Here is a 13288-nt window from a genome sequence, read left to right on the forward strand (position 1 = left end):
CGCGTGGCCGCTTGAGGCCAGCGTAGCCGTTGCTGGATCGGGAGAGGTGGATTCGAATCGCCCAGCTGTTCCGCACCCGCCAGGGTGCGTATGCGATCCGGTGGGCATGTGCCAGGGCGCGCTGCCTGGTTTGAAACCGCGACCGCAAGCGTCCGCTGGCCGTGCAGAACGAAGGAACGTCGAACGCCTTCGTCACGTGTTCATTCACCTCGCAGGGCGCTTGGGCTGCCGACCCCAGGAACCCGAGCGCAGTGGAGATGTGGTTCAACAACGCCTCGGAAGCTGTGGAGCTCTCCTGTACCGGCGTCAGCGGCTTCCAGACCGGTACGGGCGCAACTCATTACATCGTCAAGTCGGTGCTGTTGCCCGCCTCCGGGGCCCAGAATGTCATGCGGTGGAATGCGGTCGGTTTCCCGGGTGCTCCGGCCCTTTTCCCGCTGGACTTTTCAGCGTTTCCTGTGCACTTGCGCCGGGCGTCCGATCAACGATTCGCGCGTGATCTTCTCCGAAGAAATCGGCACGCCCTGAACCCGAGGCGGGCCGCTCCGGCGACCCGCCTGCCTTCTAGTCGAAGTGCAGCGTGATGCCAAGAGCCCCGGTCTCCGCAGGCTCGCCGACCAGATCGGCCTGCAGCAGCGGGCGTTCGTCCATCCAGCGCGGCGGGAGCCGCAGCGCGAGCGCGTCGCCAACGGCGCGCGCCTCCAGGCCGGGAATGTCGGGATCGTCATGGCCGCGGTGCAGCACCACCGCCAGCCGCAGCAGGATCGACAGCCGCCGCGCCGCCGGCAGCAGGCGGTCGGGCAGCGCCTCGAACACGCTCTTGGGCACCTTGCGCCGATGCGCGCGCACCAGGGCGGCGAGGAACTGCTGCTCCTGGCGCGAGAAGCCTGCGATGTCCGACTGCGCGAGGATGTAGGCGCCGTGCACCTGGTACTGGCTGTGCGCGATCGTCAGTCCGAGCTCATGCAGCTGCGCGGCCCATGACAGCATCACACGGTCGTCCTGCGACAGCTGCCACGCGGTGGCCACCTGGTCGAACAGGCGGCAGGCGGTCGCTTCGACGCGAAGCGCCTGCGCGCGGTCGATGCCGTAGCGCTGGCCAAGGGCGTCGACCGAGGTGTCGCGCGGATCCTGGTCGCCGGCGCGGCCGAGCATGTCGTACAACACGCCTTCGCGCAGTGCAGCCTTGCTGACCATCATCCGCTGCAGGTCCAGGCTTGCGAATGCAGCCTCCAGCACCAGCAGGCCGCCGGCGATGATCGGGCGGCGGTCGTCGGAAAGGCCAGGCAGCTTGATGTCGTCGATGCTGCTGGCGCGCAGCAGCTGATCGCGCACCACCGGTAGCGCTTCGGCGGTGATCGCACCCTTGGTGAGCTTCATCTCGGCGCAGATCTCGCCGATGGCCTTGTTGGTGCCCGAGGCGCCGATGACTTCCTGCCAGCCGAGGCTGCGATACGTTGCCGCGAACTGCTGGAACTCGACCGAGGCCTCGATCAGCGCTTCGCGCCACTTCCGCCGCGACAGCCTGCCGTTGCCGAAGTAGCGCAGGGTGCCGGCGACCGCGCCGAGCTGCACGCTGTCGCGTTCAAGTGTTTCGAAGCCGCGGCCGATGATGCATTCGGTGGAGCCGCCGCCGATGTCGACCACGAGCCGGCGCTGGCCACCCCTGGGCGGCTGCGCGTGGGCCACGCCCAGGTACACCAGGCGCGCCTCCTCGCGCCCGGACACGATCTCGATGGCATGGCCGAGCGCGGTCTCGGCCGGCATCAGGAACGCCTGCGGCGCGGTCAGTCGGCGCACGGTGTTGGTGGCGACGGCGCGCACGCGGTGCGGCGGAATGTCGCGGATGCGCTGGCCGAAACGCGCCAGGCATCGCAGTGCGCGTTGGCGCACCTCCGCATCCAGGCCGCCTCGCCCATCGAGGCCTTCGGCCATGCGCACGGTTTCGCGCAGGCGGTCCACCACGCGCAGTTGGCCCAGCGTGTATCGGGCGACGACCATGTGATAGCTGTTGGAGCCGAGGTCGACCGCGGCGAGCATGTCGCCATCGACCAACGGCTGGCTCTGCGACGCGGCGGGCGCAGGCACCGGGCTCATCCGCAGATCCCGGCCAGCAGCGCGCACTGCGCGGAATGCGCCGTTTCGCCCGCGGCCGGGGCAAGTTCGCGATAGCTGCCGTCCGGCTGCAGTTCCCACGCGTTGCAGTTGTCGGCGAGATAGGTCTCCAGCGCTTCGTCGCGCACGCGCGCGGCCACCACCGGATCCAGGATCGGGAAGCAGGTTTCAACCCGGCGCAGCAGGTTGCGTTCCAGCCAGTCCGCGCTGGCGCACCAGGTTTCGGGCGCGCCGTCGTTGGCGAACCAGTACACGCGCGTGTGTTCGAGGAAGCGCCCGACGATCGAGCGCACGCGGATGTTGTCGGACACACCGGGGACACCGGGACGCAGGGTGCAGGCGCCGCGCACGATGAGGTCGATCTGCACGCCGGCCTGCGAGGCCGCGTACAGCGCGCGCACCACCTGGGGTTCGTTGAGCGCGTTCATCTTGGCGATGATCCGCGCGGGTCGGCCGGCCGCCGCGAACTGCGCCTCGCGGCGGATGCGCGACAGCACCCCGGCGTGCAGGGTGAACGGCGACTGCAGCAGGCGCTTGAGGCGGATCGCCGGCGCCAGTCCCGAGATCTGCTGGAAGATCTGGTGCACGTCGCTGCCGATGTCCGGATCGGCCGTCATCAGGCCGAGATCGGTGTAGGCGCGCGCGGTGCCGTTGTGATAGTTGCCGGTGCCCATGTGCACGTAGCGGCGCAGGCGCCGACCTTCGCGCCGTACCACCAGCAGCATCTTGGCGTGGGTCTTGTAGCCGACCACGCCGTAGACCACCTGCACGCCGGCGTCCTGCAGGCGGTCGGCGAGGCCGAGGTTGGCTTCCTCGTCGAAGCGCGCGCGCAGCTCCACCACCACGGTGACGTCCTTGCCGTTGCGCGCGGCCTGCACCAGGTGCTCGACGATCGGCGAATCGCGCCCGGTGCGGTACAGCGTCTGCTTGATCGCCAGCACGCCGGGGTCGGTCGCGGCCTGCTTGAGCAGCTCGAGCACCGGGCTGAAGCTGTCGAAGGGATGATGCAGCAGCACGTCGGCGGCGGCGATGCGGTCGAACATCGCGTCGCTCCCAGGCAGCTGGCGCGGCTGGAACGGCGGAAACTTCAGTTCGGGGCGATCGACTTCGTTGTAGACGTGGATGACGCGGTTGAGATTGACCGGCCCGTTGATGCGATAGACCGCGTTCTCCGGCAGGTCGAAGTTGCGCAGCAGGCCGCGCACGATCGGCTCCGGACAGTCGGCAGCGATCTCCAGCCGCATCGCGCGCAGGTAGCCGCGGCCCAGCAGCTCGTCGCGCAGGGCAAGGGCCAGGTTCTCGACTTCGTCCTCGTCGAGGATCAGCTCGGAGTTGCGGGTGACGCGGAACTGGTACGCGCCCTCGACCTGCATGCCCGGGAACAGGTCCTCCACGAATTCGGACAGCATCGCCGAGAGGAAGACGAAGTCGTGCTCGCCGCCGGAGACCCGCGGCGGCAAGCGGATGATGCGCGGCAGCGAGCGCGGCGCGCGGACGATCGCAAGGTGGCCGCTGCGGCCGAACGCGTCCTTGCCCTTCAGCACGACCACGAGGTTGAGCGACTTGTTGAGGATCTTCGGGAACGGATGCGAGGGGTCCAGGCCCAGCGGCGACAGCACCGGCAGGATGTCCTCGCGGAAGAGGGCGCGCAGCCAGCGGCGCTGGCGCGTGTTCCAGGTCTCGCGGCCCATCACCCGGACGTCGGCGTCGGCCAGTGCGGGGCGCAGGATGTCGTTCCAGCACGCGTACTGCCCCTGGACCAGTTCGGCGGTGCGCTCGTGGATGCGGCGCAGCACGGTGCCCGGCGACAGGCCGTCGGGCGGCAGGGGCACATCGAAGTCCTGGGCATGGCGCACGGTGGCGGCCCGGATCTCGAAGAACTCGTCGAGGTTGGTGCAGGAGATGCACAGGTAGCGCAGCCGCTCGAGCAGCGGCACGGTCGCGTCCTGCGCCTGCGCCAGCACGCGGAAGTTGAAGTCGAGCTGGGACAGCTCGCGGTTGAGGTACAACCCGGGGTCGCTGAGCGATTCCCCCGCGGCGTCGGAGGTGGCGGCTACGCGCGTGCCTGCCCGTGCCGCGGCCTTGCGCGGAGCCGGGGTCTCAGGCGGTTTCGCCGGTGTGCGTCTGGTCATGTGGCTCTTCATGCGGGTCGGCCAGGCGCTCGATGATGCGCTCCGCCCCGAAAATGCAGGAGAAGGTACTGCCGCGGCCGACCTCGCTGGCGATGTCCAGCCGCGCCTGGTGCAACTGCAGTACGTGTTTGACGATGGCAAGGCCGAGGCCGGTGCCACCGGTTTCGCGCGTGCGACTGCTCGACACGCGGTAGAAGCGTTCGGTCAGGCGTACGAGGTGCGGCTCGGGGATGCCGTAGCCGCTGTCCTCGACCGACAGCACCGCGCCGCCGCCTTCGCCGGGTGCGAAGCGCACCGTGATGCGGCCGCCGCTCGGCGTGTAGCGGACCGAATTGGCGACCAGGTTCGAGAACGCACTGTGCAGCTCGCGCGTGGAGCCGCGGAGGTCGACGCCGGCCGTGTCTTCCACGGTGACCTCGTGGCGCTGCTGGCTCAGCGCTTCGGCCTCGCGGCGCAGGGTGGCGAGCATCGGTGCCATCGCCACGTCGTCTTCTTCGATGGTGTCCTGGGCCTCGAGCCGGGACAGGGTCAGCAGATCTTCCACCAGCTGGGTCATGCGCTGCGACTGGCGGCGCATCTCGCCGATGATCGGCTCCCACTCCGTGTCTTCTTCGGGCTCGAGCATGTCGAGGTAGCCGTGGATCACGGTCAGCGGCGTGCGCAGCTCGTGCGACACGTTGGCGACGAAGTCGCGGCGCATCTTCTCCAGTCGCATCAGCTTGCCGACGTCGCGGGCGACCATCAGCCACAGCGCGTCGGAATAGGGGATCAGGCGCAGGCTGATGCGGATCGCCGGATCAGCGGGTGACGCGGCATCCACGATCGGTTCGGCATGGCGGCCGGCGCTCAGCCAGTGGGCGATGGGCAACGGCTGCAGGCGCTCGCAGAGGCTCGCGCCCTTGTCGCGCGGATAGTTCAGGCCGAGCAGCCTGTCGGCCGCGGCGTTGCACCAGATCACCCGCTGGGTGTTGCGATCGACGACCACCAGGGCGTCGGGCAGGGCTGTGGCGACCGCGCGGTAGGCGCGCATCATCTCCACCAGCCGCCGTTCGCGGCCGCGGACCTCGTTGCGGCCGCGATGCAGGAGGCGTTCCATGCCTGCCCAGGCGCCGCCGCCCGCGGGCGGTGGTGGCAGACGCATGCGGGCGTCGACCATGCCCATGATCCGGCGCAGGCGCAGCAGGTGCGCTGCAAGCAGGGCGAGGGACGCCAGTGCGAGGGCCGGCCAGGGCTGGCCCACGGCGAGGCCGGCCAGCAAGGCCAGGACAAGGACCGCGGCCAGCGTGGCCAGGGTCCGCTGCCATGAAGTCTTGGGAGTCGGCGGCATGCCGCCAGTCTAGACCGAGGCCGAGAATCGGTAACCGGCGCCGCGCACCGTCTGCACCATGCCGTCGAGCCCGAAGGGTTCGAGGGTCTTGCGCAGGCGGCGGATGTGCACGTCGACCGTGCGTTCCTCGACGTAGACGCTGCCGCCCCAGACGTGGTCGAGCAGCTGCGAGCGCGAGTACACGCGGTCGGCATGGGTCATGAAAAAGTGCAGCAGCCGGTACTCGGTGGGCCCGATCGAAACCGGCTCGTCGCCGGCGAACACGCGGTGCGCCGCGCCATCGATGCGCAGGTCGCCCTGGGTCACGCTGCCGTCCTCGTCGTCATCGCGCGAGCGGCGCATGACCGCGCGGATCCGGGCCAGCAGTTCGCGCGAAGAGAAGGGCTTGACCACATAGTCGTCGACCCCGGCCTCGAGGCCGCCGACGCGGTCGTTCTCCTCGCCGCGCGCGGTCAGCATGATGATCGGGATGTCGCGGGTCAGCGCTTCCCGGCGCCAGCGGCGGGCGAGTTCGATGCCGCTGGTGCCGGGCAGCATCCAGTCCAGCAGGATCAGGTCGGGGACGCGGTCGGCGATGGCTTCCTGCGCCTGGCGGGCGTCGCCGGCGTGGACCGCCTCGTAATCGCCCTTGCGCACGGCGAATGCCACCATGTCGCGGATCGCGGGTTCATCGTCGACGATCAGGATGCGTTTCTGCACGCTTTCAGCGCTCGTTCCGGGGTACCGCAGCCATTAGACGACGGTTTGGTGACGTTTTGGTGACAGTGTCACCGAACGCCCACGCGCCAGGAGGCTACTTGCGCAGGTCCGGATCGCGGATGCCTTGGCGGCGGAGTTCGAGCACGGTCGGCGTGATCGCGGCGATGCGGGCGTCGATGCGGGCGCGGGCGTAATAATCGACGTCGTCGCGCTTGCGCAGGGTGTTGAGCTGCACCAGCGCCTGTTCCGCGCGGCCGTTGAGGAAGGCGGTCTCCGCCCAGGCTTCACCGGCACGGACCGTGTCGCCGGCGATCTCGCTGGCGCGGGCGAAGGTGCGGTGGAAGACGGGGTCTTCCGTGGAGCCGGCCATCAACGGACGCAGGATGTCCTGGGCACGCCGCGCCGCGTCGGCATCCTTGCGTTCGACCAGGGCCTCGGCATAGCCCAGCACCACCGCGCGGTTGCGGGGCATGCGCCGGACCAAATCTTCGAAGGCGGCGTCGGCGGCCGCGTGGCGGCCCCGGCGGGCCTCGGCCTGGGCGAAGCCGAGCTGCAGCCACATGTCGCCGGGGTGGGTATCGAGCAGCGCCTCGAAACCGCGCGCGGCCGCGGCCCCGTTGCCTGCCTCCAGCTGGGCCACCGCCAGGCCGTAACGCTGTGCATCGTCCAGGGGCGCGATGCGGGCGAGGCGGCCGTACTCGGTGATGGCCTGGGTGGGGGTGTCCGCGCTGAGCGCGCGCAAACGTTCGCGCGCCCAGCCGAACTGCGTCCCGCTGGCACCGGCGCCCAGGCCGTCGGGGCGCAACCCGGGCGGGAGCAGGGGGTTGTTGCCGGCGAGCCCGGTGGTGGCGAATGCGTTGCCCTGGCCACCGGCGTACTGCTCGGCGAGCTGGCGGGTCTCGCCGATGCGCGTGGTGGTGACCGGATGCGTGCTCATGTAGTCGGGCATGCGTTCGCGTTCGCCGCCCTGGTTGGTACGCGACATGGCCTGCATGCGTTCGAACATCCTTGCCATCGCGCCTGCGTCGTAACCACTGCGCGCGAGCGTGCGCATGCCCAGCCGGTCGGCCTCGGACTCGTTGGAACGGGTGTAGTCGATCTGGCGCTGGATCATCAGGCCCTGCGCGCTGGTGATCGCGGCCAGGGCCGCGTTGCCTGCGGACCTGCTGTCGGTCTGCGACGCCACCGCCACGGCGCCCAGCATCGCCAGCAGGATCGGGACGCTGTCGCGTTGGGCACGTTCGGCGCCCCGCAGCACGTGGGCCTGGGTGACGTGCGCGACTTCATGGGCGAGCACGCCCGCTACTTCGTCCTCGCTCTCGGCAGCGAGGACCAGCCCGGCGTTGGTCCCGATGTAACCGCCCAGGGTGGCGAAGGCATTGATCGAGCGGTCCTTCAGCATGAAGAAGGTGAACGGTTGCTCGGGCTGGTCGCTGGCCGCGGCCAAGCGGTTGCCCAGCCCGCGCAGCCAGGCATCGACCAGCGGATCGTCGAGCACGTAGTCGTAATGCCGCAGCTGGGCCAGCAGCATCTGACCGTACTCGCGCTGCTGGCTCGGACCCAGCAGGGTGTCTGCGGACGAGCCGATATCCGGCAGCCGCTGTTGCGCCGGTGCCGGAGCAATGGCCACGGCAAGGGCGAGGGCAAGGATGGCGGGAAGCAGTCGCATTCGGGGCTGGAAATCCAATCGGTCCGGGGCGCGGGCGCGCATGAACAGCATGGGGGTGGCGGGTGCCAAGGGCGTGAATACCGCGTTAATCCGACCAGTCGAACGCAGCGGGTCGATCATGCCTGCTGAAATCGGTGTGCCGGACCCCCACAATTGACGGCCTCAGGCCGCAAGAGTTTCCGGAGACCGCATTGAACGAGCAAGCCACCCCCCAGATCACCATGTATACCAGCGCCGTTTGCGGGTACTGCGTGGCGACCAAGAACTTCCTGCGCAGCAAGGGCCTGGAGTGGACCGAGGTGCGCATCGATACCGACCCCGCCGAGCGCGAGCGCATGGTCGCACTGGCGCGCAGGACGTCGGTGCCGCAGATCTTCGTGGGCGATGTCCATGTCGGCGGCTATGACGACCTGATGGCGCTGCATCGCGCCGGTGGCTTCGAGCCGCTGCTGTCGGGCCGGGGCGCATGAGCGCCGCAGGCAGCGGCGAGGGCGGCGACCGCATCCGGGACTTCACGGAGTTCCGCGAGCGCATGAACGAGCGCATCCTCGCCGAGCCCAACCAGGTCGTGCGCCGCTTCTTCGCGCTCGACACCCAGGCCTACCAGGCCGGCGTGCTGGACGTGGCCACCAAGGAGTTGCTGGGACTGGTGGCCTCCCTGGTGCTGCGCTGCGATGACTGCATCAGCTACCACGTTGCCCGCTGCCGCGAGGCCGGCGTGGGCCGCGATGCCATGTTCGAGGCGTTCTCGATCGGGCTGGTGGTTGGCGGCAGCATCGTGATTCCGCACCTGCGGCGCGCCGTGGACTTCCTGGACCAGCTCGAGGCCGGGGCGCCGGCCCCCGCGGAGCACGCGCACGACTGAGGGCGAGGATCGCAGCGTTCATCCTCGGGTCCGGGCAGGAAAGGGCGGCGTTTGGCATAATTGGCCGCTGTCCCGTCCCCCCAGACGCCCCGCGTACGCGCCCGGCGTCACCCCCAGCATGGACCCCACACAATGACCCAGACAATCACGGTCATCCGCGGCGATGGTATCGGCCCGGAGATCATGGACGCCACCCTGCACGTGCTCGACGCCCTGGGCGCCGGACTCGTCTACGAAGAGGCCGACGCCGGACTCGTGGCGCTCGAGAAGCACGGTGAGCTGCTGCCGCAGGCCACCCTGGATTCGATCAGCCGCAACAAGATCGCGCTCAAGAGCCCCCTGACCACGCCGGTCGGCGGCGGCTTCTCGTCGATCAACGTGCAGCTGCGCCGTCATTTCGACCTCTACGCCAACGTGCGTCCAGCGGCTTCGTTCCCCAATACCCGCTCGCGCTTCACCGAGGGCGTGGACGTGATTACCGTGCGCGAGAACACCGAGGGCGCCTACAGCGCCGAGGGCCAGGAAACGGCGCCCGACGGCAGCTGGGCGGTCTCGGTCACCCGCAACACCCGCAAGGGTTCCGAGCGCATCGTGCGCTACGCCTTCGAACTCGCACGCAAGGCCGGGCGCAAGAAGGTCACCGTGGTGCACAAGGCCAACATCCTGAAGTCGACCTCGGGCCTGTTCCTCAACGCCGCCCGCGACGTCGCCAAGGAATATCCGGACATCGAGTGCAACGAGATGATCGTGGACAACACCTGCATGCAGCTGGTGATGCGCCCCGAGCAGTTCGACGTGATCGTGACCACCAACCTGTTCGGCGACATCATCTCCGACCTGTGCGCCGGCCTGATCGGTGGCCTGGGGCTGATCCCGGGTGCCAACATCGGCAAGGACGCGGCGATCTTCGAGGCCGTGCACGGCTCGGCGCCGGACATCGCCGGCAAGGGCGTGGCCAATCCCTGCGCGCTGCTGCTGGGCGCGGCGCAGATGCTCGAGCACATCGGCATGGCGGACAAGGCCACGCAGCTGCGCGCCGCCATCGTCGCCACCCTGGAGGCGAAGGACTCGCTGACCCCCGACCTCGGCGGCAACGGCACCACGATGGGCTTCGCCCGGGCCATTGCGAGCCGCTTGGCGGCCTGAGCCGGGCGGTACTCGACTGACGGGCGCTTCGGCGCCCGTTTTGTTTCTGGAACATTGCTGTTTCGGACGGTGCGCTCGACAGCACCCGGAGCGGGCCCCACAATCGCTGATCCTTTCATGCGGATAAAGCGATGGATTCCCGTCCGAGCGCCTTGGCGCTGACACCGCTGCTGCTGTTCCTGGCGCTGTTCTTCGGCAGCGGCCTGTACTTCACCCTGCAGGGCGAAGAGATGGGCTTCTACCAGCTGCGCGCACCGGTGGCGATCCTGCCGGCGCTGGCGCTGGCCGCGTGGATCGCGTACCGGCGCGGCGTGAAGCCCGGCGAGGTGCTGCTGCGCGGCATGGGCGACCCGAACATCATGACCATGTGCCTGATCTTCCTGCTGGCAGGGGCCTTTGCCTATGTCTCGCAGGCGATCGGCGCGGTCGATGCGGTGGTGGCGCTTGGCATCGGTGCGGTGCCGTCCAGCCTGCTGCTGCCCGGGCTGTTCGTCGTCGCGTCACTGATCTCGCTGGCCATCGGTACCTCGATGGGGACGATCGCGGCCGTGGTGCCGATCGCGCTTGGCGTGGCAGATGCCTCGGGCCTCGACCGCGCGCTGGTGATCGGCGCGGTGATCGGCGGTGCGATGTTCGGCGACAACCTCTCGGTGATCTCGGACACCACCATCGCCGCGACCCGCAGCCAAGGCGCCGAGATGCGCGACAAGTTCCGGGAGAACTTCAAGATCGCGTTGCCGGCCGCGCTGGCGACGATGGTGCTGCTGGCCTTCCTGGGTGATCCGGCGCCGGTGACCACCGATGAGGCGGTCTCGGCCTGGCTGGTGCTGCCGTATGTGCTGGTCCTGGCGCTGGCGCTGAGCGGGCTCGACGTGATCCTGGTGCTCGGGATCGGGCTGGCGCTGGCGGGCGGTTTCGGCCTGGCGCTTTCGCCCGACTACGACCTGGTGCAGTACGCCGGGGACATCTGGACCGGCTTCGAGGGCATGACCGAGATCCTGCTGCTGTCGCTGCTGATCGGCGGCGTGGGCGCATTGATGAAGGCCGCCGGCGGGCTGGAGTGGCTGGCCCGCACGATCGCCCGCGTCGCGCGCGGCCACCAGGGCCGGCGTACCGGTGAGTTCAGCATCGCGGCGCTGTCGGCGACCGCCGACGTCTTCACCGCCAACAACACCGTGGCGATCCTGGTCAGCGGCGATGTCGCGCGTGACATCGCGCAGCGCCACGACATCAGCCCGCGGCGCGCGGCCAGCGTGCTCGACATCTTCGCCTGCGTGCCGCAGGGGCTGTTGCCCTATGGCGCGCAGATCCTGCTGGCCGCGGGACTGGCATCGGTGTCGCCACTGTCGCTGTCGGGCACCGTGTTCTATTGCTGGATCCTGGCACTGGTGGCGATCGGCTTCATGGCCTGGCCGCGGCGTGCCCCCGCGCTTGCGGCGGAGCCGGCCGGCTCCCGCGCGCCGTAGCGATGGAACTGCAGGAGCAGCTATAGCTGCGAAAAAGCAGAAGCCTTTGCCACGGATCCACACGGATTTGCCGCGGATTCACGCGGATAGGGCCACGGCTTTTGTGCCACGGATTTACGCGGATGGACGCGGATAGAACAGGGGCGGGGATGGGACGTGGCGGGACTGAAGCTTCCGCTTTCTCCCTGCATTTGCTCTATCCGCGTGAATCCGTGCGAATCCGTGCGAATCCGTGGCAAAAAAAGCTCTTGGCCTGGCTGCCACGAACGCCACATGCGCGAAGGGCGCCCCGTGGGGCGCCCTTCTTGATGCGTGCCGCGTGGAACCGAACGTCAGTTGCGTGACTGCAGCTTGGACAGCAGGCGCAGGAACTCGATGTACAGCCAGACCAGGGTGACCATCAGGCCGAAGGCGCCGTACCACTCCATGTACTTCGGCGCGCCCTGCTCGGAGCCGGCCTGGATGAAGTCGAAGTCGAGCACCAGGTTCAGCGCCGCGATCACGATCACGAACAGGCTGAAGCCGATGCCGATGATGCCGTTGTCGTGGATCATCGGGATGTTGATGCCGAAGAAGCCCAACACCATGGTCGCCAAGTACACCAGGAAGATGCCGCCGGTGGCCGCGACCACGCCGAGCTTGAACTTCTCGGTGGCCCGGATCCAGCCCGAGCGGTAGGCGAACAGCATCGCGAACAGGGTGGCGAAGGTCAGCATCACCGCGTGGACCACGATGCCCTCGTACATGTGGCTGTACAGCGCCGAGATCGCGCCGAGGAAGAAGCCCTCGACCAGTGCGTAGAGCGGCGCGGTGACCGGCGCCCATTCCTTCTTGAACACCGTGACCATGGCGAGGATGAAGCCGCCGATCAGGCCGCCCCACATGTACACGGAGAAGCCGGGTGCGATCTCGCCGGCCGGCGTGAAGGCCCGGCTCCAGGCGAAGGCGGCGGTGAGGACGGTCAGGAACAGCAGGAAGGCGGTCTTGTTGACCGTGCCGTTGATGGTCATCGCCCCGGCGTCGCGGGACACGACGGTGCCGCTGCCAAGGTCGAGGAAGGTGGATTCGGACAGGACCGGGTTGCCGCTGCGCATGGATTCCCCCCAAGGGTCGGTGTGCGTGTGCCAGCGAGGGAGGATACACGGCGGCACGCGACGCGCGCGTGCGGGGATGGTGCGAAAGGCGGGACTCGAACCCGCACGCCTTGCGGCACCGGCACCTAAAGCCGGGGCGTCTACCAGTTCCGCCACTTTCGCATTGCCACGCACCCGATCCTGCAACAAAAAACGCCCGGCGGGGCCGGGCGCTTCGGGTTTGGTGGGCCGTCAAGGATTCGAACCTTGGACCTATTGATTAAGAGTCAACTGCTCTACCAACTGAGCTAACGGCCCCGAGCGGGAAATCTTAGCAAAGCGAGGGCCTGCGGATCAACACTTGCATGCCACGCGGGAAGCTGGGGTGGAAGACGGGATTTGAACCCGCGACCCCCGGAATCACAATCCGGTGCTCTAACCAACTGAGCTACATCCACCATTGGGGGTTCCGCGCCGGCCTGGGCCGGTGGGGCGCGCATTGTAGCGCGGTCGGGACGATAGTGCGACGTGTCCGCGGCGGGGGTGGCGCGCCCGGCAGGACTCGAACCTGCAACCACCGGCTTAGAAGGCCGGTGCTCTATCCGGTTGAGCTACGGGCGCTGGGACTGGTCGGGGTAGAGGGATTCGAACCCCCGACATCCTGCTCCCAAAGCAGGCGCGCTACCAGACTGCGCTATACCCCGACTGCGGCGGCCCGCGGTGTCGCGACGGGTCGGCGCGGGCATTGTCGGGACCGCCTCCGGCGGTGTCAACGCAGGGGCGCTGGCGGCAGCGG

General features: G+C 68.7%; 10 protein-coding genes and 5 tRNA genes. 4 read left to right on the plus strand and 11 right to left on the minus strand.

All coding sequences use genetic code 11. The annotated features are described in order from the left end of the window. Window positions 1-564: 564 nt before the first annotated feature. The 5 genes from ACW5E8_RS12450 to ACW5E8_RS12470 form a co-directional block, all read right to left on the minus strand. Window positions 565-2088 (minus strand): Ppx/GppA phosphatase family protein, encoded by a 1524-nt coding sequence (locus ACW5E8_RS12450; protein WP_456966017.1) that lies wholly within the window; start codon window positions 2086-2088, stop codon window positions 565-567. A gap of 5 nt (window positions 2089-2093) precedes the next feature. Next, entirely contained in the window at window positions 2094-4247 is a 2154-nt protein-coding gene (gene ppk1 / locus ACW5E8_RS12455; protein WP_456965847.1) for a polyphosphate kinase 1, read from the minus strand. Next, on the minus strand, window positions 4216-5574 hold the full coding sequence (gene phoR, locus ACW5E8_RS12460) for a phosphate regulon sensor histidine kinase PhoR (protein ID WP_456965848.1): 1359 nt from the start codon (window positions 5572-5574) through the stop codon (window positions 4216-4218). Before phoR ends, ppk1 begins: the two co-directional genes overlap by 32 nt. A gap of 9 nt (window positions 5575-5583) precedes the next feature. Then, window positions 5584-6273: a phosphate regulon transcriptional regulator PhoB gene (gene phoB / locus ACW5E8_RS12465; RefSeq protein ID WP_456965849.1), complete on the minus strand. Its 690-nt coding sequence runs from the start codon at window positions 6271-6273 to the stop codon at window positions 5584-5586. Window positions 6274-6367: 94 nt separating this feature from the next. Then, window positions 6368-7942, minus strand: coding sequence for a M48 family metalloprotease (locus ACW5E8_RS12470; RefSeq protein ID WP_456965850.1), 1575 nt, complete (start codon window positions 7940-7942; stop codon window positions 6368-6370). A gap of 221 nt (window positions 7943-8163) precedes the next feature. Between ACW5E8_RS12470 and grxC the strand changes: the two genes are divergently transcribed. From grxC to ACW5E8_RS12490, 4 genes are all read left to right on the plus strand, one after another. Continuing rightward, window positions 8164-8412, plus strand: coding sequence for a glutaredoxin 3 (gene grxC, locus ACW5E8_RS12475; RefSeq protein ID WP_456966018.1), 249 nt, complete (start codon window positions 8164-8166; stop codon window positions 8410-8412). Next, the gene (locus ACW5E8_RS12480) at window positions 8409-8807 is read left to right on the plus strand and encodes a carboxymuconolactone decarboxylase family protein (RefSeq protein WP_456965851.1); all 399 of its coding nucleotides are present in this window, start codon (window positions 8409-8411) and stop codon (window positions 8805-8807) included. Before grxC ends, ACW5E8_RS12480 begins: the two co-directional genes overlap by 4 nt. A gap of 132 nt (window positions 8808-8939) precedes the next feature. Next, complete coding sequence (locus tag ACW5E8_RS12485) at window positions 8940-9953, plus strand: isocitrate dehydrogenase (RefSeq protein ID WP_456965852.1); 1014 nt, start codon at window positions 8940-8942, stop codon at window positions 9951-9953. A 131-nt stretch (window positions 9954-10084) separates the two neighbouring features. Next, window positions 10085-11419 carry a Na+/H+ antiporter NhaC family protein gene (locus ACW5E8_RS12490; protein WP_456965853.1) on the plus strand — a complete coding sequence of 445 codons (1335 nt, stop codon included), beginning with the start codon at window positions 10085-10087 and terminating at the stop codon, window positions 11417-11419. A 332-nt stretch (window positions 11420-11751) separates the two neighbouring features. On the opposite strand, the gene ACW5E8_RS12495 is transcribed toward ACW5E8_RS12490, so the two are convergent. From ACW5E8_RS12495 to ACW5E8_RS12520, 6 genes are all read right to left on the minus strand, one after another. Further along, on the minus strand, window positions 11752-12513 hold the full coding sequence (locus ACW5E8_RS12495; protein ID WP_456965854.1) for a Bax inhibitor-1/YccA family protein: 762 nt from the start codon (window positions 12511-12513) through the stop codon (window positions 11752-11754). A gap of 77 nt (window positions 12514-12590) precedes the next feature. Further along, window positions 12591-12675 (minus strand) — tRNA-Leu (locus ACW5E8_RS12500). Between the two features lie 59 nt (window positions 12676-12734). Further along, window positions 12735-12810: transfer RNA gene (locus tag ACW5E8_RS12505), tRNA-Lys, on the minus strand. A 63-nt stretch (window positions 12811-12873) separates the two neighbouring features. Continuing rightward, window positions 12874-12950: transfer RNA gene (locus ACW5E8_RS12510), tRNA-His, on the minus strand. A gap of 86 nt (window positions 12951-13036) precedes the next feature. Beyond that, a tRNA-Arg gene (locus ACW5E8_RS12515) sits at window positions 13037-13113 on the minus strand. A gap of 6 nt (window positions 13114-13119) precedes the next feature. Further along, window positions 13120-13196 (minus strand) — tRNA-Pro (locus ACW5E8_RS12520). Window positions 13197-13288: the final 92 nt, after the last annotated feature.

Source organism: Luteimonas sp. A649 (assembly GCF_054072735.1).